The sequence below is a fragment of the Massilia solisilvae genome (assembly GCF_024753215.1).
Classification (GTDB): domain Bacteria; phylum Pseudomonadota; class Gammaproteobacteria; order Burkholderiales; family Burkholderiaceae_D; genus Telluria; species Telluria solisilvae.
Genome location: NZ_JANUGV010000002.1, coordinates 1,002,212 through 1,020,981 on the forward strand (window position 1 = coordinate 1,002,212; position 18,770 = coordinate 1,020,981).

Below are 18,770 nucleotides of genomic sequence, written 5' to 3' on the forward strand. Positions count from 1 at the left end.
TGTTTCTACGCCTGTGCGCTGGAGACCACCCGGTTGCGACCTGCGTGTTTGGCGGCATACAACGCCTTGTCCGCAGCCTCGACCAGCGCCGCCGGTTCGTGCAGCCGCTCCCGGTCGAAGCTGGCCACGCCAATGCTCAGGGTGACGACCGGATGCGCCGCGGCGGGTGCATGTTCGAGGCCCAGCGACGCAACATGTTCGCGGATCGCGTTGGCCACCGTGAGCGCCTGCTCGGCCGAGGTGTCGGGCAGGATCGCAGCGAACTCTTCGCCGCCGTAGCGCGCGGCGATGTCGGCGGGGCGCTTGAGCTGGCCGGCCAGCGCCTGCGCCACTGTGACCAGGCAGGCGTCGCCCTGCTGGTGCCCGAAGTGGTCGTTGTAGGCCTTGAACGAATCGATGTCGATCAGCAGCAGCGATAGCTCGCCGCCGGCGCGCTGCGCGCGGCGCAGCTCGCGATCAAGCGCCACGTCGAAGTAGCGGCGGTTGGAGATGCCGGTCAGGCCGTCCACGTAGGAGCGCGCGCGCAGCGACTCGGCGTGGTCGAGCAGGCGCCGCTCGCGGTCCACGGTGCCGCTCACGTCGCGGATCTCGATCAGGCAGAAGCGCTCGTCGCCCTCGCTGAAGGGCGTTACCGTTACCGCCTGGTCGATCGGCGGACCGTCGAAGCTGCCGGCCTGGCGCAGCGGGAAGGGCGAATGCTCTTCCGTTTGCGGGATGGCCGTGGTGACGTTGTCGGCGAGCGCGCCGAGCACCGCCGCTTCCACGCGCGAACCGCGCAGGACGGGGAAGACATCGAACAGCGACTGGTTGCGCACGCGCGAGGCGGCGCGGCCCGAGCGCGGCACCATCCAGCCGTTCCACAAGACGATCTCATGGTTCGCGTCAAGCACGACGACGCCGCAATTGAGGAGGTTGACGGCGCGCGCGGTCAGGTCAGGCTCGGAATGGATCACGGCAGTGTTCGGTATTTGACAACCCGCCGGATCATACCGGAATTTGCCGGCCGTGCGCAGCCTGCGCTCAGCCGGCGTTGCGCAGCAGGGTGCGCAGGTTGCACTCGCGCTGCCACTGGCGGCGCTCGTCGCTCGACTGGGCCAGGCGGGCCTGCTCGGCGTCCGGGACCGCCTGCTGCGCCTGCACCATGCGGTCGGCCACCGCCGGGTCGGGCAGCACGGTGCCGAAGAACGCGACGGTCTCGCCGTGCTGCAGCAGCAGGGTGGGGAAGTTTTCGACGTCGAGGTCGCCCACCACGTCGGCCTGGTCTTCGATGTCGATCCAGACGAATACCTTGTCCGGATGGCGCGCGGCGAGCGCGTCGAAGGCAGCGCGGTACGACTCGCAGGTGCCGCACCAGGCGGCGCACAGGCACGCGACGATCCAGCGGTCGCCCGCCAGCGCGGCGGCGACTTCGGTGCGGTTATCGAGCTCGAGGGTCAGGCTATGCATGGGCGGCATTCTACAACGAGCGGCGGCTTCCGGCACGGCCGGGCATGGCTGGGCCGGCGTGGGCCGGGTTAAAATAGGGGATGCCTATCATTCTTGCTATCGAAACCTCGTCCGAGCTCGCATCGTGCGCGCTGTTCGACGGGGACCGCCTGGCCTGGCGCGAGTCGTCGGGCGTGCGCACCCACTCCCAATCCGTGCTGCCGATGGTGCAGGAGCTGCTGCACGAGGCCGGCCGGCGCCTGGCCGATTGCGATGCGGTGGCGTTTGGCGCGGGCCCGGGCTCGTTCACGGGCGTGCGCACGGCGTGCGGCGTGGCCCAGGGGCTCGCGTTCGGCGCCGGGTTGCCGGTGGTGCCCCTGGTGACGCTGGAAGCGATGGCGCAGGCCTGCCGCGCGCGCACCGGCGCACGCGAGGTGCTGGCCGTGCTCGACGCGCGCATGGGCGAGGTGTACTGGGCCCAGTACCGTTTTGACAACGGCTGGCAGATCGTGCGTCCGCCGGCCTTGTGCGCACCCGGCGCAGTCGAGCCGGAGCTGGTCGAAGGCCTGGCCGCGTGCGGCAACGGGTTTTCCGCCTACCCGCAGGAGTTCGCGCAGCGCGCGTTCGCGGCCGGCGCGCTGGCCGACATCGTGCCGCATGCGCGCGAGCTGGCCGCGCTGGCGGTCCCCGCGCTGAAGGCCGGGCAGGCCGTGCCCGCCGCACAGGCCCAGCCGCTTTACCTGCGCAACAAGGTCGCCTACACCTATGCCGAGCGGCAGGCGATCAACGCGGCCAAGGGCGGCCAGGCGTAATGGCGGCAAGCGTCCACGACCTGCTCGATTTCGCGCCCATGTCGAGCGCGGACATCGACGAGGTGAGCGCGCTGGAAAACAGCGTGTTCCCGCACCCGTGGAGCCGCGCCAATTTCGTCGATTCGCTCGCCAGTGGCTACGATGCCTGGGTGGCGCGCGACCCGCTGGGCGAGCTCGCCGGGTATTTCCTGCTCATGTATGCATTCGATGAAGCGCACCTGCTCGACGTGGCCGTGGCCGGCGGGCGGCAGGGCGAGGGGCTGGGCCGCTGGCTGCTCGACAAGGCGTCGGAGCGCTCGCGCCAGCATGGCATGCTGTCGGTGTTGCTGGAAGTGCGGCCGTCCAACGAGCGCGCGCTGCGGGTATACGAACGCTATGGTTTTGTCGAGATCGGGCGGCGCAAGGGGTACTATCCTGCGCATGAGGGCAAACGCGAGGACGCAATCGTGATGAGGTTCCAGCTATGAGCGGCATGAGCGCGCGCGACGCGGCATTCCTGCAGGAGATGGGCATCGGTCCATTGTGGACGCTGCGCGACGCGCCGGCGGCCGAACCGGGGCCGCAGGCCGTGCTGCCTGTCGCCGCGCAGGCGGCAAGCAAGGAACAAGCCGTCGAACCGGCGTTGGGCCAGCAGGTGGCGCCAGCCGCTGCGCGAGCCGTGGCGGACGGCGCACCGACCGACGAACAGATCGCCGCCATGGACTGGGACGAACTGCGCGCGGCCGTCGCCAGCTGCAACCGCTGCGGCGCCTGCAAGGACGGCCGCAAACCGGTGTTTGGCAGCGGCGCCCGCCAGGCGGCCTGGTTCGTGGCGGCGGGCGCGAGCACGGCCGCGGACGAACAGGCCGGCGCTCCGCTGTCCGGCGACACCGGCAAGCTGCTCGATAACATGCTGTTCGCAGTGGACCTTGCGCGCGAGCGCGACGTGTACGTGACCAACCTGGTCAAGTGCCGCCCGGCGAGCAGCCGGGGCGGCGACCGCGCGCCGACGCAGGAAGAGGCGAACGCCTGCAGGCCGTATCTTGAACGCGAGCTTGCGTTGACCAGCGCGGGCACGGTGCTCACGCTCGGCCAGATCGCCGCCAACGGGCTGCTCGGCAAGCCCTTGTCCGAACCGCTCGGCGGCTTGCGCGGCGCGGTGCACGAACTGCGTGGCGTGCCGCTGGTGGCCACGCTGCATCCGGGCGAGCTGCTGCGGCGCGGCGCCGACAAGGCGCTGGCCTGGGCCGACTTGTGCAGGGCGAGGGCGGCCCGTGCGCGATCAGGCTGACAGCTACCAGGAACAATTTCATCGCCGCTGGCGGCACCTGCGGCGCGCGCGGGTGCGTGCGCTGGCGTGGCTGCTGGACGCGCCCGACCTGCTCGACGTGAACGACCCCGGCTGGCACGGCAAGGTCGGCACTCTTGGCCCGGTCACGCCCGAGGTGGCGCAATGGCTGGCCGACGTCGACCACGACCCTTCCGCCCTCGATGCCGCGCTCGGCAACCGCATGTACACCCGGCTTGGCCTGTATGCCGAAAAGCTGATGGCCTTCTATTTCGAACAGCGCGGCATCCTGGTCGCACATGGCGTGCAGGTGCGCTCGTCGCCCAACGACACCGTGGGCGAATTCGACTTTTTGCTCGACGCGGGGCCCGGCGGGGTGGAGCACGTGGAGTTTGCGACCAAGTTCTACCTGCTCGAAGGGCAGGCGGCACGGCGGTTCGACGAACTGGTCGGGCCGAACCTGGCCGACACACTGGGTAAGAAAATGCGCAAGATCGTGGACCAGCAGCTCGAGCTGGGAAGACACCCGGCGGCGCGGGCGATCGTGCCGCGGCCGGTGGTCAAGGCGCACGCGCTGGTCAAGGGCTGGCTGTTCTATCCGCTCGGCACCTGGCCGGCCATTGCCGGCATCTCGGCGCAGCATTGCCGCGGTTTCTGGTGTGCGCTCGACGAGGTGCATGGACTGGCCGGGGATGCCTTCCTGATCCTGCCGAAGCTGCAATGGCTGCCGCCGTTCCGGGCACAGTCTGCCACGTGGATACTGAACCGCGCCGAACTGCATGCGGAGCTGTCGGCACAGTTCGAGGTGAACCAGTCGCCGGTGCTGGTGGCGGTGGTGCGCGAGCAGCCGGGCTGCGTCGAGGAGGTGGAGCGCGGCTTCATCGTGCCGAACGACTGGCGCGAGAAGGCCGCTGTGCGGCGGATGGCGTAGCCAGCGCATGAACGTCGTCCCCGCGAAGGCGGGGACCCATAGATCGTATCCGTCAGCCGCGCAGCAGACGAAGCACACTCAGCATGGGTCCCCGCCTTCGCGGGGACGACGTGTTGTGGCCGCGGGTTAGTGCTTGTGCTCGCCAATGAGCGCCAGCGAATCGTGTTCCGCCTGGTTGGCCGCATGGCGGCGCTGGATGAGGTACATGACGCCGGCCAGCGACAGCCCGAACAGCACGATGATGACATTCAGGTTCAGCTTCAGCGTGATCATGATCGCGTACATTGCGAGCATGGTCAGGATCGACAGGTTCTCGTTAAAGTTCTGCACCGCGATCGAGTGGCCGGCGCTCATGAGCACGTAGCCGCGGTGCTGCAGCAGCGCGTTCATCGGCACCACGAAGAAGCCCGACAACAGCCCGATCAGCGCCAGCAGCGGGTAGGCGACCCACACCGAATGCACCAGCACCATGCTGGCCACGACGAGGCCCATGAGGATTCCGAGCGGGATCACGGTCAGTGACTTCTTGAGCGGAATCATGCGCGCAGCCAGCGCAGCGCCCACCGCCACGCCAATGGCCACCACGCCGATCAGGGCCGTGGCCTTATCGAGCGGCATGTGCAGCGAGTGCTCGGCCCACTTGAGCACGATGAACTGCAAGGTGGCGCCCGCGCCCCAGAACAGGGTGGTGACGGCCAGCGAAATCTGGCCCAGCTTGTCGCGCCACAGGGTGGCGGAGCAGTTCGCGAAATCGACGATCAGGCGCGCGGGATTGGTTTCCTGGTGCGGGTAGCGCGCCCCGGTGTCCGGAATGCGCAGGTTGAACAGCGCGGCAATCGCGTACACGGCCACGATCACCAGCAGCGACGCCTCGCTCGGTGTGTCCACCGGCGTGTCGAAGAAGGGCATGTCCACGTGGCTGAGCAGCCAGGCGCCGCCATGCGGGCCGACCAGCGCGCCGCCCATCACGGTGCCCAGGATGATCGACATCACCGTCAGCCCCTCGATCCAGCCATTGGCCGCGACGAGCTTTTCAGCAGGGAGCAGTTCGGTCAGGATGCCGTACTTGGCGGGCGAGTACACGGCCGCGCCAAAGCCGACCACGGCATTGGCCACGAGCGGATGCACGTCGAAGAAGATCATGCCGCAGCCCACGACCTTGATCATGTTGGCGATGAACATGACCCGGCCCTTGGGCAGCGAATCGGCGAACGCGCCCAGGAAGGCGGCAAACAGCACGTAGAACAGCACGAATGAAAGCTTGAGCAGCGGAGTAAGCGAATCCGGGGCCTTCATCGAAGTTAGCAGATCGATCGCGACAAATAGCAGCGCGTTGTCCGCCAGCGACGAGAAAAACTGCGCCGCCATGATGGTATAAAAACCACGGTTCATTCGGAGGTTCTAAAAACTGGACTGGGTTGCTTTATACCATGAAAGACCGCGTCGCCAAAGAAATCGGCCATGCGAAAGTGCTGCGTCCGGTAAAATATCTGTTCCCGTTATCACTTCAAGAAGTTCCTATGCCTCGCCCGCTTTGCGCCACCATCCACCTCGATGCCATGCAACATAACCTGGCCCGCGCCCGAGCGTGTGCGCCGGCGTCGAAGATCTGGGCGGTGGTGAAGGCCAATGCCTATGGCCATGGGTTGGAACGCGGAATGCGCGGCTTTGCCGACGCCGACGGCCTGGCGCTGATCGAGCTGGAAAACGCGGTGCGCCTGCGCCAGCTCGGCTGGGTCAAGCCGATCCTGTTGCTGGAAGGCTTTTTCGACGCTTCCGACATTCCGCTGCTCGCCGAGCACAACCTGAACCCGACGATCCACAACTACGAGCAGATCAAGATGCTCGAGTACACCAAGCTGTACCGTCCGATCGACGTGCACCTGAAGATGAACACCGGGATGAACCGCCTCGGTTTCCGTCCCGAGGCTTACGCGGCGGCGCACGCGCGCCTGGCCGCTATCCCGGGCATCCGCTCGATCACGATGATGACGCACTTTGCCAATGCCGACGAACTGGAGCACCCGCGCCTGCCGATCCGCGAGCAGCTGCGCCGCTTCCGGGTCGGCGCCGAGGGCCTGCCGGGCCAGCGCAGCCTGGCCAATTCGGGCGGGGTGCTGCACCTGGCCGAGCTCGAGGGCGAGCTGCCCAGCGACTGGGTACGCCCCGGCATCATGCTGTACGGCGGCACGCCGGGCGGCAAGAGCGCGTCCGACTACGGCCTGCTGCCGACCATGACGCTCACCTCCGAGATCATCGGCATGCAGCAGCTCCAGGCTGGCGAGACGGTCGGCTACGGCAGCCGCTTCGAGTCCACCGGCCCGATGACGGTGGGCGTGGTCGCCTGCGGCTACGCCGACGGCTACCCGCGCCACGCGCCGCACGGCACGCCGGTGGTGGTGGACGGCGTGCGCACCACGCTGGTGGGCCGGGTGTCGATGGACATGATGGCGGTGGACCTGACGCCGGTGGCCAATGCCCGTATCGGCAGCAAGGTCATCCTGTGGGGCGACGGCCTGCCGATCGACGAGGTGGCCCATGCCGCCGGCACCATCGGCTATGAGCTGATGTGCGCGGTGGCGCCGCGCGTGCGCGTGGTCGAGGGCCGCCTGGGCACCACCTGTGGCTAAGGCGCGCACCAGCTTTGTGTGCAGCGACTGCGGCGCGACCGCCAGCCGCTGGACCGGCCAGTGCGCCGACTGCAAGGCCTGGAACACCATGGTCGAGACGGTGGCCGAAGCGCCTGGCGTGAACCGCATGTCGCAGTCGCAGTACAAGGGCCTGGCGCAGGCGGCGCCGGTGCTGTCGCTGGCCGATATCGAGGCGATCGACGTGCCGCGCTTTGGCACCGGGATCGAGGAATTCGACCGCGTGCTGGGCGGCGGACTGGTGGCGGGCGGCGTGGTGCTGATCGGCGGCGACCCCGGCATCGGCAAGTCCACGCTGCTGCTGCAGGCGCTGGCCAACATCGCGCACTTGCGCAAGACGCTGTACGTGAGCGGCGAGGAGTCCGGCGCCCAGATCGCGCTGCGCGCGCGCCGGCTGGCGGTGGACGCGCGCGACCTGAAGCTGCAGGCCGAGATCCAGCTTGAAAAGATCCTCGGCACGCTGGCCGAGCTCAAGCCCGAGGTGGCGGTGATCGACTCGATCCAGACCCTGTACTCGGATGCGCTCACCTCCGCGCCGGGCTCGGTGGCTCAGGTGCGCGAATGCGCGGCCCAGCTCACCCGCGTGGCCAAGCAGAGCGGGGTGACGATCATCCTGGTGGGCCACGTGACCAAGGAAGGCGCGCTGGCCGGCCCGCGCGTGCTTGAACACATCGTGGACACGGTGCTGTACTTCGAGGGCGACACCCAGTCGAGTTTCCGGCTGGTGCGGGCGATCAAGAACCGCTTCGGCGCAGTCAATGAGCTGGGCGTGTTCGCAATGAGCGAAAAGGGCCTGAAGGGCGTGTCCAACCCGTCCGCGCTGTTCCTGTCCCAGCACGACAGCCAGGTGCCCGGTTCGTGCGTGATGGTGACGCAGGAGGGCACGCGCCCGCTGCTGGTCGAGATCCAGGCGCTGGTCGATGCCAGCCACCTGCCCAATGCGCGCCGCCTGTCGGTGGGCCTGGAGCAGAACCGGCTGGCCATGCTGCTGGCCGTGCTGCACCGCCACGCGGGCGTGGCCGCGTTCGACCAGGACGTGTTCATCAATGCTGTGGGCGGGGTCAAGATCACCGAGCCGGCGGCCGACCTGGCGGTGCTGCTGGCGATCCATTCGTCGATGCGCAACAAGCCGCTGCCGCGCGGGCTGGTGGTGTTTGGCGAAGTGGGCCTGGCCGGCGAAATCCGGCCCGCCCCGCGCGGCCAGGAGCGCCTGCGCGAGGCGGCCAAGCTCGGTTTCTCGATGGCGCTGATCCCGAAGTCGAACGCGCCCAAGCAGCCGATCGAGGGCATGCGCATCGTGCCGGTCGAGCGGATCGATGAAGCGTTCAGCAAACTGCGTGAACTCGATTAAGGCAGGGACGGTCCCGGTTTCGTATAATTTCCTCTGATTATTGTCGCCCCGTTTGAAGCCGTGTTACCAGAACAAAGGAAGTCCCAGCGCAAAGTCATCAAGAGCCGCGCCATGGTCGCGCTCGATGGCAACCAGACCGTCGAGGGCCGTACCCTCGACATCGGCACCGACGGCATGAGTGTGGGCTTTGCCGACCCGGTCCAGGCCGGGCAGGGGGCTTCTGTCCGCTTCGATGTGATGCTCGATGGCAAGCCCAACCACGTCACCGCCCGGGCCAAGGCCGTGTACTGCATTTTCAGCCAGGGCCAGTTCAAGGTCGGTTTCCAGTTTGTGAACCTGGACGCGGCCAGTTCGACCATCATCACCCGCTTTCTGCGCTGAGCGGCCGCTCAAACGGCAAGCGGCGAGCGCCTTGTCGATGGCCTCGCCGCTTTTCTCATCGCTTGTCACCCGCCGTGCAGGTTGCTTCACTATTCGTGATAGTGATCATGCAGGCCCTCATGCCGTTCACGGACATCCTGGTAGAGTTCGTAAAAGACCATTGCGACCATGCCGCCCAACATTGCTACGCCAATCACGTCGAACATAAGTTGAAAACGCCTTTGAGCATCCCCTCCATCTGGTTGATCCGCTTCCAGCGTAGGTAAAGGCCGAGCACATTGGCAAGGTGAACAGCGCGGCCTATTTCAATGTCATGTCCGGCGTCATCACCGCTTTGAGGCACAAGGTGGTGTCGTCGTGCGGGTCGCGCTGCTCGAACCACCACACCGCGCCGCGGGGAAAGTCGATGTCATGCGCGCGCCCGAACAGCAGCTTCGATGCGAGCCGGCCCAAGGTGGGCTGGTGTCCCACCACCAGCACCGCGCCTTGCGCGTGCGGCCAGTGCGCCGCCTGCAGCACCGCGTGCGGGTCGGCGCCCGGCCCGACCGCCTCCGCCACGTCATAATCGCGTTCCAGCTTGTCGGCCGTCTGCTGGGTGCGCGTTGCAGGACTGACAAGTATGCGGCAATGCTCGGGCAGGCGCACGTTGAGCCAGTCGGCCAGGTGCGCCGCCTGCTTGTGGCCGAGCGGGGTGAGCTCGCGCAGGCGGTCGGGGTCGCCGTCTTCGGCGTCGGCGTGGCGCCACAGGATCAGTTCCATTGCTTCCTCCGTGCGTGGGTTCGAGCGGCCAGGCCGCGATTCGTTCAAGACTGCTCAATTGTGCGGCAAATAATCCGGGATCGGGACAAGATGTCGCCGGCTCGCCCGGCTGGACGGGCGCATCCTGTTCATGTCATTAACTTGTCATATTTGGCCGGTACACTGCACAGCAATCAGAACCGTGCCACCAACCCAAGAGGACTTGTCATGCGCATGAAGCACCTGTTCGTTTCGATTGCCGTTGCCGCTTCGACCGCATTCGGCGCAACCGCCCAGGCCGCCGACATCACCGGCGCCGGCGCCACTTTCCCGTTCCCGATCTATGCCAAGTGGGCAGAACTGTACAAAAAGGCCACCGGAACCGGCCTGAACTACCAATCCGTCGGCTCGGGCGCCGGCATCAAGCAGATCAAGGCGAAAACCGTCGATTTCGGCGCCTCCGACATGCCGCTGGCGGCTGACGAGCTGAACAAGGAAGGCCTGTTCCAGTTCCCGGCCATCATGGGCGGTGTGGTCGCCATCGTCAACCTGCCCGGCGTCACCCCGGGCCAGCTCAAGCTGACCGGCCCGGTGCTGGCCGATATCTACCTGGGCAAGCTTACCAAATGGAACGCGCCGGCCATCGCCGCGCTGAACCCGGGCGTCAAACTGCCGGACGAGGACATCACCGTGGTGCACCGCGCCGACGGTTCGGGCACCTCGTTCCTGTTCACCGACTACCTGTCCAAGTCCAGCCCCGAGTTCAAGGGCAAGATCGGCGCCGGCACCGCGGTCAAGTGGGCCACCGGCGTGGGCGGCAAGGGCAACGAGGGTGTAGCCGCCAACGTGCAGCGCATCAAGGGCTCGATCGGCTACGTCGAGTGGGCCTACGCCAAGAAGAACAAGATGTCGCACACCCAGCTGAAGAACCACGACGGCCAGTTCGTGCAGCCGGACGACGACACCTTCAAGGCTGCCGCCGCCAACGCCGACTGGGCCAAGGCCCCCGGCATGGCCGTGGTGCTGACCGACCAGCCGGGCAAGGCGGCATGGCCGATCACCGGCGCCTCGTACATCCTGATGCACAAGGTTCAGGCCGACCCCGCGCGCGGCAAGGAAGTGCTCAAGTTCTTCGACTGGGCCTACAAGCACGGCGGCCAGGCCGCCACCGAGCTGGATTACGTGCCGATGCCGGCCAACGTGACCAAGCTGGTGGGCGACGCATGGAAGGCCAACCTGAAAGACGCTTCGGGCAAGGCCATCTGGTAAGTCAACAAGAACAAGGCAGGCGGCGCCCGCTCCCGGGCGCTTTACTGCCGGCAATCGAGTCAAGAGGACAATGAGCGCGCCATCCACCGTCGCCATCGCCAGGCGGGCAGAGCCGGACACGGCCGATGCCAGCCAGGCTGCGCTGCGCACCACCATGCGCAACCAGCGCATCCAGGATTTTTTCTTTCACAAAATCACCTGGCTGTTCGCGGCCTCGGTGCTGCTGGTGCTGGTCGGGATCATCGTCTCGCTGGCCATCGGCGCCGCGCCGGCCTTCGAAAAATTCGGCCCCGGCTTCATCACGTCGAGCGACTGGGACCCGACCAACGAGCAGTTCGGCGCGCTGATCGCGATCTGGGGCACGCTGTCCACCTCGATCATCGCGCTGGCGCTGGCCTTCCCGGTCAGCTTCGGCATCGCGCTGTTCCTTACTGAAATCTGCCCGGCCTGGCTGCGCCGGCCGCTGGGTACCGCGGTCGAGCTGCTGGCGGGCGTGCCGTCCATTATCTACGGCATGTGGGGCCTGTTCGTGTTCGCGCCGCTGTTTGCCGACCACGTGGAACCGGTGCTCAAGAGCACGCTGGGCAAGCTGCCCTTCATCGGGCCGCTGTTCCAGGGGCCGATCATGGGCGTGGGCGTCCTGACCGCCGGGGTGATCCTGGCGGTGATGATCATTCCCTTCATCTCGTCGGTGATGCGCGACGTGTTCGAGATCGTGCCGGCCGTGCTCAAGGAATCGGCCTACGGCCTGGGCTGCACCAAGTGGGAAGTGGTGCGCAAGGTCGTGCTGCCCTACACCCGCAACGGCGTGGTGGGCGGCGTGATGCTGGGCCTGGGCCGCGCGCTGGGCGAAACGATGGCCGTGACCTTTGTCATCGGTAATGCCAACGAACTGTCGTGGTCGCTGCTCGGGCCGGGCGCCTCGATTTCTTCGACCCTGGCCAATGAATTCGGCGAGGCCGCGCCGCTGCACATGGCCTCGCTGTTCGCGCTGGCCCTGATCCTGTTCACCATTACCTTTATCGTGTTGTCCGCTGCCAAACTGATGCTGGTTGCCATGTCCCGCAAGGAAGGCGTCAAATGAAGACTGCCGCCATGAATCCCGTGTACCGCCGGCGCCTGCTGGGGCACCGCATCGGCATCGCGCTGTCGGTGCTGGCGATGGCCGTGGGCCTGGGCTTTTTGCTCTGGATCCTCGCCACGCTGCTGGTCAAGGGCTGTGCCGCACTGTCGCCGGCGCTCTTTACCCAGGACATTCCCCCGCCGGGCAGCGAAGGCGGCGGCCTGCGCAATTCGATCGTCGGCTCGCTGCTGATGGTGGGCCTGTCCACGCTGGTGAGCACCCCGGTCGGCATCCTGGCCGGCATGTACCTGGCCGAGTATGGCGAGCGCAACAAGTTCGCCCAGGTGACGCGCTTCGTGACCGACATCATGCTGTCGGCCCCGTCGATCGTGATCGGCCTGTTCGTCTATGCCCTCTACGTGGCCAACGCCAGGCACTTTGCCGGCTATGCCGGTTCGATCGCGCTGTCGCTGATCGCCATTCCGGTGGTCGTGCGCACCACCGACAACATGCTGCGCCTGGTCCCGAACAGCCTGCTGGAAGCCGCGTTCGCGCTGGGCGCGCCGCGCTGGAAGGTGGCGCTGATGGTGCGCCTGCGGGCGGTGAAGGCGGGGATCATCACCGGCGTGCTGCTGGCGCTGGCCCGCATTGCCGGCGAAACCGCGCCGCTGTTGTTCACCGCGCTGGGCAACCAGTTCTTCAGCACCGACATGAACGCGCCGATGTCGAGCCTGCCGGCCGTGATCTACCAGTTTGCAATGAGCCCGTACGACGACTGGCGCACGCTGGCCTGGGGCGGCTCGCTCCTGATCACCTTCAGCGTACTGCTGCTTAACATTTTGTCGCGCACCGTCTTCAGCCAGAAGGCGCCGCGCTAACACCCGAACGATGAATTCCATGATCCAGCCCATGACCATGCAGGCCCCGACCGAAACGGTGGAGAAGGTCAAGACCATCGAGATTTCCGGCTTGAATTTCTTCTATGGCAAGACGCAGAGCCTGAAGGACATCAACCTCGACATCCACGACAAGCAGGTGACGGCCTTCATTGGCCCGTCCGGCTGCGGCAAGTCCACGCTGCTGCGCACGCTCAACCGGATGTATGACCTGTACCCGGGCCAGCGCGCCGAGGGCGCCATCGTGTACAAGGGCCGCAACATCCTCGACCCCGGCCTGGATGTGAACATGCTGCGCGCCAAGGTCGGCATGGTGTTCCAGAAGCCGACCCCGTTCCCGATGTCGATTTATGACAACATCGCATTTGGCGTACGCCTGTACGAGAACCTGTCCAAGGGCGAGATGGACGAGCGCGTCGAGTGGGCGCTGAAGAAGGGCGCGCTGTGGGACGAGGTCAAGGACAAGCTGAACAAGAGCGGCCTGTCGCTGTCGGGCGGCCAGCAGCAGCGCCTGTGCATCGCGCGCGGCGTGGCGGTCAAGCCCGACGTGCTGCTGCTCGACGAACCGACCTCGGCGCTGGACCCGATCTCGACCGCCAAGATCGAGGAACTGATCAGCGAGCTCAAGCAGGATTACACGATCGCGATCGTGACCCACAATATGCAACAGGCAGCGCGTTGTTCGGACTACACTGCTTACATGTACCTGGGCGAACTGGTGGAATTCGGCGAGACCGACCAGCTGTTCATGAACCCCTCGCGCAAAGAGACGCAGGACTATATTACCGGCCGCTTCGGCTGACCAAAACAGGACGGAGAACACACGTATGGTAGGCGAGCTTCATTCATCCAAGCAGTACGACCAGGAGCTGGAAGCGATCCGCTCCAAGGTGCTGCAGATGGGCGGCATGGTCGAGACGCAGTTCGAGGAAGCGCTCAACTGCTTCAAGGTCGGCGACCCGGCCCGGGCCGACAAGGTGATGGCCGACGACCACGCCGTCAACCAGCTCGAAGTGCAGCTGGACGACGCCTGCAGCCACCTGATCGTGCGCCGCCAGCCGGCCGCGAACGACTTGCGCACGGTGATGGCGACCATCAAGGTCATCACCGACCTGGAGCGCATCGGCGACGAGGCGACCAAGATCGCGCGCACCTCCAAGAGCCTGCACGCGCGCGGCACGATCGGCTTTGCCCACTACGACATGATGCGCACCATCGCGCGCGCCACCTGCGACCTGCTGCACGACGCGCTGGACGCCTTCGCGCGCCTGGACGGCAAGCAGGCGCTGGAGCTGATCGCGGCGGACGAGGTCATCGACCACGAGTTCCGCTCGGTGCTGCGCAACCTGATCACCTTCATGATGGAAGACCCGCGCACGATCTCGCCGGCGCTGGACACGCTGTGGGTGGCCAAGGCGATCGAGCGCATCGGCGACCACGCCAAGAACATCGCCGAATACGTGATCTACGTCGTTGAAGGCCGCGACATCCGCCACACCATCAAACCGCCGAGCGAGAACGAAGTCTGATGGCCGAGCCGACCCGCGTACTGATTGTCGAGGACGAGCCGGCGATCGTCGAGCTGGTGAGCTATTCGCTGCGCGAAGCCGGCTGGGAGGTCGCCTCGGTGGGCGACACCGCCTCGGCCTGGACCGCGATCGGGCAGCGCCGCCCGGACCTGCTGCTGCTGGACTGGATGCTGCCCGACCAGAGCGGCCTGCGCTTTTTGGGCCGCATCCGTGCCGACCGCGACTTCAAGGATATCCCGGTCATCATGCTCACCGCAAAGAGCATGGAAGAGGACAAGATCGCGGGGCTCGAGACCGGCGCCGACGATTACGTGACCAAGCCGTTTTCGCCGCGCGAGCTGCTGGCGCGCGCCCGCGCGCTGCTACGCCGCAAGAGCCCGCACGTGGCCGACGCGCCGCTGTCCGCCGGGCCCGTTGTGCTGGAACCGGGCAGCTGCACCGTGACGGTGGAAGGCAAGCCGATCGAGATCGGCAACGCCGAATACAAGCTGCTCAAGTTCCTGCTGGCTCACCGCGAGCGCGTGTTCTCGCGCGGGCAGCTGCTCGACAAAGTGTGGGGGGACCATGCCGTGATCGAGGAGCGCACGGTGGACGTGCACGTGGGGCGCCTGCGCAAGGCGCTGGGGCCGGCCGACGGGCTGATCAAGACAATCCGCAGTGTCGGGTATATGCTGTCCGAAAAACAAACATAAGACGTGCCCCAAACACGTCGTTCCCGCGCAGGCGGGAACCCATGGAACGCGTGAGTGCAAGCTCAGCATGGGTCCCCGCCTTCGCGGGGACGACGGTTTATTAGCTAACATTGAATGAATCCAAAACTGCTGTTCTGGGTCCCAGCCCTGCTGCGCGTGGCCCTGGTATTTGCCGCCGCCGGCGTAGTCTGGTGGATGTCCGGCCCCGTTTCCGCCCTGGCGCTGGCGCTGTTGATCGTGGTCGGCATGCTGCTGATGCAGCTGTCCTACCTGCAGCAGCTGGACGAATGGCTCACCGACCCGCACAGCGGCAAGCTGCCGGACGGCTGGGGCTCGTGGACCGACGTGTTCGCGCGCCTGTACCGCATTCGCCGCGACGACGAGCGCAACCAGGCCGAGCTGGCCGAGTGGCTGGCGCGCTTTCGCGAGGCGATGCAGCTGCTGCCGGAGGGCGTGGCGATCATGGACGACGTGCTGCAGCTCGAATGGTGCAACCGCGCCGCCGGCAAGCACCTGGGCCTGACGCTGGAGCGCGACAAGGGCCGCCGCGTGACCAACCTGGTGCGCGCACCCGAATTCATCGACTACGTCATCCTGGGCCGCTACGAGCACCCGCTGACGCTGCACTTCCGCGGCCGCAAGCTCGAGGTGCGGGTAATCCCGTTCCAGAGCCGGCGCCAGATCCTCGTCACGCACGACGCGACCGAAGCCGAGCGCGTGGAGGCAATGCGGCGCGACTTCATCGCCAACGCCTCGCACGAGCTGCGCACGCCGCTGACCGTGGTGGTGGGCTTTCTTGAAATCGCGCTGGCCGACCCCGGCATGGACCAGGCCACGCGCCTGTCGCACCTGAAGCTGATGACCGAGCAGGCGCAGCGCATGCAGCGGCTGATCGAGGACATGCTGACCCTGTCGCGGCTGGAGTCGGACGAGTACCCGCTCAAGCGCGAGCAGGTGGACGTGAAGGCTTTGGTCGAGGCGGTGGCCGGGGAGGCGAGGGCGCTGTCGGGCGGGCGCCACGAAATCGAAGTGCACGTGGACGGCCCCGACGTGATGGGCAGCCTGGACGAACTGCGCAGCGCATTCGGCAACCTGGCGTCGAACGCGGTGCGCTATTCACCCAACGGCGGGCGCATCGTGCTGTCGTGGCAACGTGGGCCCGACGACCTGCGCTTTTCGGTGCAGGACAGCGGCATCGGCATCGACCCGCAGCACATCGCGCGCCTGACCGAGCGCTTCTACCGGGTGGACAAGAGCCGCTCGCGCGAGACCCAGGGCACCGGGCTGGGCCTGGCGATCGTCAAGCACGTGCTGGCGCGCCATGGCGGGCGCCTGCAGATCGAGTCGCAGCCAGGCAAGGGCAGCACCTTCATCGCCTGCCTGCCGAACACCTCGCTGCACGCTTGACCGATCAGCGCTGCTTGGGCCCCTGGCTCGCCTGCAGGACCATGGCGCGGTACTGCGCGAAGGGTTCCATTCCCATCTTGGCGCGGCGCTCGTCGAGGTGCTTGGGGTCCTCGACCGGCTGCACCTGAATTCCCCCGGACTGCGTCTGGCGGAACTGGCTGCCGTAGAGCTGCTTCTTGCCTTCGTTGACCAGTACGCGGTCGATGGTCAGCGCGACGTTGCCGGCGTACAGATCGCCATGTTCGGCGGCAGCCTTCATCGACGGCAGCATGCGCTTGATCACCTGGTCGGGCGCGTGCTGCGTCAACAGCCAGGCGTGGTGCGCGCCGGCGTAGCCGACCAGTTCCGCGCTGGGCCAGCCGTAGGTGTCGAGGATGCGGCGCAGTTCCTTCTGGTTCTGTTTGTCGACCTCGATCATCTTCTGGATTGCGGCCTGGTTGGTCGGGTCAAGGTTCTGCCGCATCTCCTGATCGACCCGGGCCAGCTCGGCAAGCCGGTCGGCCAGTGCGGGATTGGAGCCCTTTTCCGGGATCAGCGTCAGGTCGCGTTGTGCCGGCGCGTCGAGTTGAACCAGCGGGGCCTTGCCCACCAGGCCGGGCGCGTCGGCGCGGACCAGGTAGATTCCCTTGGGCAGGGTTGCGGTGTAGCAGGCGCCGTTGAAAGCCAGGGGATGCTGCGCGGGCGGGTTCTGGGTCACCGCGATGGCGACCGCCTTCAGGCCCGCAGGCACGGGACCGCGAACGCAGCCACGCAGTTCCGCCGTCCCGGCTGCCGTTTCCGCGGCCAGTGCCCCTTGCGCCAGCAATGCGCCAGAGACGAGCAGGCCCAGGGACCGGAAGCGCTGATTGTTTTGCATTTCTTGCTACTTTCCAAAGTTTCGACAGGACACTTTACTCCACCTGTGGCCGGGCATGGTATTTACGGCAGGAAGCTGCGGCAACGATCCGGTGCGCGAAAGGGGTACAATTCCCGCTTGCACTTTTCCCGCCACCAATCATGCTTTCTCGACGTACCGCTCTTTTCGCCCTGGCCGGCCTGGCGCTGGCCGGCTGTGGCAGTGAACCGAAGGTCCCGCTCACCACTCCCGTTGCCGTTACCATCCCGCCTCGCAAGCTCAAGATCGCGCTCGCCCTGGGCGGCGGCGCCGCGCGCGGGTTCGCGCACATCGGCGTGATCAAGGCGCTGGAGGCGCAGGGCATCGTGCCGGACATCGTGGTGGGCACCAGTGCGGGCTCGGTGGTCGGATCGCTGTACGCTTACGGTTACAGTGGCTTCCAGCTGCAGAAGATCGCGCTGGAGATGGACGAGGCGACCATTTCCGACTGGGCGATTCCGTTCTTTAGCAAGTCGTCCGGCGTGCTCAAGGGCGACGCGCTGCAGAATTACGTGAACAAGGCCGTGCATGGCACGCCGATCGAAAAGCTCAAGATTCCGTTCGGCTGCGTGGCCACCGACCTGAAGAATGGGCAGCCGATCCTGTTCAGGCGCGGCAACACGGGGCTGGCCGTGCGCGCATCCTCGTCGGTGCCGGGCGTGTTCCAGCCGGTGAAGATCGGCGACCGGACCTACGTGGACGGCGGGCTGGTGGCGCCGGTGCCGGTGCGCTTTGCGCGCGAGATGGGCGCGGACTTCATCATTGCCGTGAACATCTCGAGCTCGACCGAAGGGCAGGCCACCAACAGCTCGCTGGACGTGCTGATGCAGACCGCGAACATCATGGGCCAGCGCCTGAACCATTTCGAGCTCAAGGACGCGGACGTGGTGATCACCCCGCCGCTGGGCACGATGGGCAGCAGCGACTTTAACGGCCGCAACCTGGCCATCCTGGCCGGGGAGCAGGCCGCCGCCGCCGCGCTCCCGCAAATCAAGGCCAAGCTCAAGGCCAAGCAGCAGTCTTAACCCAACCTGAGGATGCAATCCATGCAAATGAAACCTGTCCTGACCCTGGACGACGTGAAGAAGATCGCGGCGGCAGCCGAAGACGAGGCCAACCGCAACAACTGGAAAGTGGTGATCTCGATCGTGGACGACGGCGGGCACCTGCTGTGGCTGCAACGCCTGGACGGGGTGGCGCCGGTTTCCGCGTACATTGCGCCGGCCAAGGCCAAGACCGCGGCGCTGGGCAAGCGCGAGTCCAGGATCTACGAAGAGCTGATCAACAACGGCCGCTATTCGTTCATGACCGCGCCCGAGATCGAGGGCATGCTCGAGGGTGGCGTGCCGATCGTGGTCGATGGCCATGTGGTCGGGGCGGTGGGCGTCTCCGGCGTGAAATCGGCCGAAGATGCGCAGATTGCCAAGGCTGGCATCGCAGCGCTTGGCCTGGCTGCCTGAACAGCGTTATCTCTCGTTCTTTCCGTC

General features: G+C 66.5%; 21 protein-coding genes. 16 read left to right on the top strand and 5 right to left on the bottom strand.

Going from position 1 to position 18,770, the window contains the following annotated elements:
• Positions 1 to 5 precede the first annotated feature (5 nt).
• Together NX773_RS12775 and NX773_RS12780 are read right to left on the bottom strand one after the other, a co-directional pair.
• Complete coding sequence (locus NX773_RS12775; protein WP_258856683.1) at positions 6 to 953, bottom strand: sensor domain-containing diguanylate cyclase; 948 nt, start codon at positions 951 to 953, stop codon at positions 6 to 8.
• Positions 954 to 1,020: 67 nt separating this feature from the next.
• On the bottom strand, positions 1,021 to 1,446 hold the full coding sequence (locus tag NX773_RS12780) for a thioredoxin family protein (protein WP_258856684.1): 426 nt from the start codon (positions 1,444 to 1,446) through the stop codon (positions 1,021 to 1,023).
• Positions 1,447 to 1,526: 80 nt separating this feature from the next.
• Here NX773_RS12780 and tsaB point away from each other — a divergent pair, with 80 nt between their 5' ends.
• The 4 genes from tsaB to NX773_RS12800 are packed head-to-tail and all read left to right on the top strand — an operon-like array spanning position 1,527 to position 4,435.
• Positions 1,527 to 2,237 (top strand): tRNA (adenosine(37)-N6)-threonylcarbamoyltransferase complex dimerization subunit type 1 TsaB, encoded by a 711-nt coding sequence (gene tsaB, locus NX773_RS12785; protein WP_258856685.1) that lies wholly within the window; start codon positions 1,527 to 1,529, stop codon positions 2,235 to 2,237.
• Positions 2,237 to 2,704 (top strand): ribosomal protein S18-alanine N-acetyltransferase, encoded by a 468-nt coding sequence (gene rimI, locus NX773_RS12790; RefSeq protein WP_258856686.1) that lies wholly within the window; start codon positions 2,237 to 2,239, stop codon positions 2,702 to 2,704. Before tsaB ends, rimI begins: the two co-directional genes overlap by 1 nt.
• A complete protein-coding gene (locus NX773_RS12795; protein WP_258856687.1) occupies positions 2,701 to 3,507 on the top strand; it encodes a uracil-DNA glycosylase in 807 nt (268 codons plus the stop codon). The genes rimI and NX773_RS12795 overlap by 4 nt, the downstream gene beginning before the upstream one ends.
• Positions 3,491 to 4,435 (top strand): DUF1853 family protein, encoded by a 945-nt coding sequence (locus NX773_RS12800; RefSeq protein WP_258856688.1) that lies wholly within the window; start codon positions 3,491 to 3,493, stop codon positions 4,433 to 4,435. Before NX773_RS12795 ends, NX773_RS12800 begins: the two co-directional genes overlap by 17 nt.
• 126 nt (positions 4,436 to 4,561) lie before the next feature.
• On the opposite strand, the gene lplT is transcribed toward NX773_RS12800, so the two are convergent.
• Positions 4,562 to 5,827: a lysophospholipid transporter LplT gene (lplT, locus tag NX773_RS12805; RefSeq protein WP_258856689.1), complete on the bottom strand. Its 1,266-nt coding sequence runs from the start codon at positions 5,825 to 5,827 to the stop codon at positions 4,562 to 4,564.
• Positions 5,828 to 5,955: 128 nt separating this feature from the next.
• On the opposite strand from lplT, the gene alr reads away from it, so the two are divergent.
• Genes alr through NX773_RS12820 form a run of 3 tightly spaced genes read left to right on the top strand, consistent with a single transcriptional unit; the run spans position 5,956 to position 8,815 of the window.
• The gene (alr, locus tag NX773_RS12810; protein WP_258856690.1) at positions 5,956 to 7,065 is read left to right on the top strand and encodes an alanine racemase; all 1,110 of its coding nucleotides are present in this window, start codon (positions 5,956 to 5,958) and stop codon (positions 7,063 to 7,065) included.
• On the top strand, positions 7,058 to 8,434 hold the full coding sequence (gene radA, locus NX773_RS12815) for a DNA repair protein RadA (RefSeq protein WP_258856691.1): 1,377 nt from the start codon (positions 7,058 to 7,060) through the stop codon (positions 8,432 to 8,434). Before alr ends, radA begins: the two co-directional genes overlap by 8 nt.
• A gap of 60 nt (positions 8,435 to 8,494) precedes the next feature.
• Complete coding sequence (locus tag NX773_RS12820) at positions 8,495 to 8,815, top strand: PilZ domain-containing protein (RefSeq protein ID WP_258856692.1); 321 nt, start codon at positions 8,495 to 8,497, stop codon at positions 8,813 to 8,815.
• 300 nt (positions 8,816 to 9,115) lie between these two features.
• On the opposite strand, the gene NX773_RS12825 is transcribed toward NX773_RS12820, so the two are convergent.
• Positions 9,116 to 9,574 (bottom strand): SixA phosphatase family protein, encoded by a 459-nt coding sequence (locus NX773_RS12825; RefSeq protein ID WP_258856693.1) that lies wholly within the window; start codon positions 9,572 to 9,574, stop codon positions 9,116 to 9,118.
• 207 nt (positions 9,575 to 9,781) lie between these two features.
• Between NX773_RS12825 and pstS the strand changes: the two genes are divergently transcribed.
• From pstS to phoR, 7 genes are all read left to right on the top strand, one after another.
• Positions 9,782 to 10,822: a phosphate ABC transporter substrate-binding protein PstS gene (pstS, locus tag NX773_RS12830; RefSeq protein WP_258856694.1), complete on the top strand. Its 1,041-nt coding sequence runs from the start codon at positions 9,782 to 9,784 to the stop codon at positions 10,820 to 10,822.
• 70 nt (positions 10,823 to 10,892) lie between these two features.
• Positions 10,893 to 11,906, top strand: a complete 1,014-nt coding sequence (pstC, locus tag NX773_RS12835) for a phosphate ABC transporter permease subunit PstC (RefSeq protein ID WP_258821913.1) — start codon at positions 10,893 to 10,895, stop codon at positions 11,904 to 11,906.
• Positions 11,903 to 12,763: a phosphate ABC transporter permease PstA gene (gene pstA, locus NX773_RS12840; RefSeq protein ID WP_258856695.1), complete on the top strand. Its 861-nt coding sequence runs from the start codon at positions 11,903 to 11,905 to the stop codon at positions 12,761 to 12,763. The genes pstC and pstA overlap by 4 nt, the downstream gene beginning before the upstream one ends.
• A gap of 19 nt (positions 12,764 to 12,782) precedes the next feature.
• Positions 12,783 to 13,583, top strand: a complete 801-nt coding sequence (pstB, locus tag NX773_RS12845; RefSeq protein ID WP_307728531.1) for a phosphate ABC transporter ATP-binding protein PstB — start codon at positions 12,783 to 12,785, stop codon at positions 13,581 to 13,583.
• A 25-nt stretch (positions 13,584 to 13,608) separates the two neighbouring features.
• Complete coding sequence (gene phoU / locus NX773_RS12850; RefSeq protein ID WP_258856696.1) at positions 13,609 to 14,310, top strand: phosphate signaling complex protein PhoU; 702 nt, start codon at positions 13,609 to 13,611, stop codon at positions 14,308 to 14,310.
• Entirely contained in the window at positions 14,310 to 15,002 is a 693-nt protein-coding gene (locus tag NX773_RS12855) for a response regulator (protein ID WP_258856697.1), read from the top strand. Before phoU ends, NX773_RS12855 begins: the two co-directional genes overlap by 1 nt.
• Positions 15,003 to 15,116: 114 nt before the next feature.
• Entirely contained in the window at positions 15,117 to 16,409 is a 1,293-nt protein-coding gene (phoR, locus tag NX773_RS12860) for a phosphate regulon sensor histidine kinase PhoR (RefSeq protein ID WP_258856698.1), read from the top strand.
• 4 nt (positions 16,410 to 16,413) lie between these two features.
• Here phoR and NX773_RS12865 read toward each other — a convergent pair whose 3' ends face one another.
• Complete coding sequence (locus NX773_RS12865; RefSeq protein ID WP_258856699.1) at positions 16,414 to 17,265, bottom strand: DUF6624 domain-containing protein; 852 nt, start codon at positions 17,263 to 17,265, stop codon at positions 16,414 to 16,416.
• A 140-nt stretch (positions 17,266 to 17,405) separates the two neighbouring features.
• Here NX773_RS12865 and NX773_RS12870 point away from each other — a divergent pair, with 140 nt between their 5' ends.
• Positions 17,406 to 18,308 (top strand): patatin-like phospholipase family protein, encoded by a 903-nt coding sequence (locus NX773_RS12870; protein WP_258856700.1) that lies wholly within the window; start codon positions 17,406 to 17,408, stop codon positions 18,306 to 18,308.
• A 21-nt stretch (positions 18,309 to 18,329) separates the two neighbouring features.
• Positions 18,330 to 18,743 carry a heme-binding protein gene (locus tag NX773_RS12875; RefSeq protein WP_258821906.1) on the top strand — a complete coding sequence of 138 codons (414 nt, stop codon included), beginning with the start codon at positions 18,330 to 18,332 and terminating at the stop codon, positions 18,741 to 18,743.
• The last annotated feature ends 27 nt before the right edge of the window (positions 18,744 to 18,770 follow it).

Excerpts from the sequence above, each read along its gene's own strand:
- NX773_RS12780 (WP_258856684.1), bottom strand. The coding sequence starts at position 1,446 with ATGCATAGCCTGACCCTCGAGCTCGATAACCGCACCGAAGTCGCCGCC.
- tsaB (WP_258856685.1), top strand. The coding sequence starts at position 1,527 with ATGCCTATCATTCTTGCTATCGAAACCTCGTCCGAGCTCGCATCGTGC.
- rimI (WP_258856686.1), top strand. The coding sequence starts at position 2,237 with ATGGCGGCAAGCGTCCACGACCTGCTCGATTTCGCGCCCATGTCGAGC.
- NX773_RS12795 (WP_258856687.1), top strand. The coding sequence starts at position 2,701 with ATGAGCGGCATGAGCGCGCGCGACGCGGCATTCCTGCAGGAGATGGGC.
- lplT (WP_258856689.1), bottom strand. The coding sequence starts at position 5,827 with ATGAACCGTGGTTTTTATACCATCATGGCGGCGCAGTTTTTCTCGTCG.
- alr (WP_258856690.1), top strand. The coding sequence starts at position 5,956 with ATGCCTCGCCCGCTTTGCGCCACCATCCACCTCGATGCCATGCAACAT.
- NX773_RS12825 (WP_258856693.1), bottom strand. The coding sequence starts at position 9,574 with ATGGAACTGATCCTGTGGCGCCACGCCGACGCCGAAGACGGCGACCCC.
- pstS (WP_258856694.1), top strand. The coding sequence starts at position 9,782 with ATGCGCATGAAGCACCTGTTCGTTTCGATTGCCGTTGCCGCTTCGACC.
- pstC (WP_258821913.1), top strand. The coding sequence starts at position 10,893 with ATGAGCGCGCCATCCACCGTCGCCATCGCCAGGCGGGCAGAGCCGGAC.
- pstA (WP_258856695.1), top strand. The coding sequence starts at position 11,903 with ATGAAGACTGCCGCCATGAATCCCGTGTACCGCCGGCGCCTGCTGGGG.
- pstB (WP_307728531.1), top strand. The coding sequence starts at position 12,783 with ATGATCCAGCCCATGACCATGCAGGCCCCGACCGAAACGGTGGAGAAG.
- phoU (WP_258856696.1), top strand. The coding sequence starts at position 13,609 with ATGGTAGGCGAGCTTCATTCATCCAAGCAGTACGACCAGGAGCTGGAA.
- NX773_RS12855 (WP_258856697.1), top strand. The coding sequence starts at position 14,310 with ATGGCCGAGCCGACCCGCGTACTGATTGTCGAGGACGAGCCGGCGATC.
- phoR (WP_258856698.1), top strand. The coding sequence starts at position 15,117 with ATGAATCCAAAACTGCTGTTCTGGGTCCCAGCCCTGCTGCGCGTGGCC.
- NX773_RS12865 (WP_258856699.1), bottom strand. The coding sequence starts at position 17,265 with ATGCAAAACAATCAGCGCTTCCGGTCCCTGGGCCTGCTCGTCTCTGGC.
- NX773_RS12870 (WP_258856700.1), top strand. The coding sequence starts at position 17,406 with ATGCTTTCTCGACGTACCGCTCTTTTCGCCCTGGCCGGCCTGGCGCTG.
- NX773_RS12875 (WP_258821906.1), top strand. The coding sequence starts at position 18,330 with ATGCAAATGAAACCTGTCCTGACCCTGGACGACGTGAAGAAGATCGCG.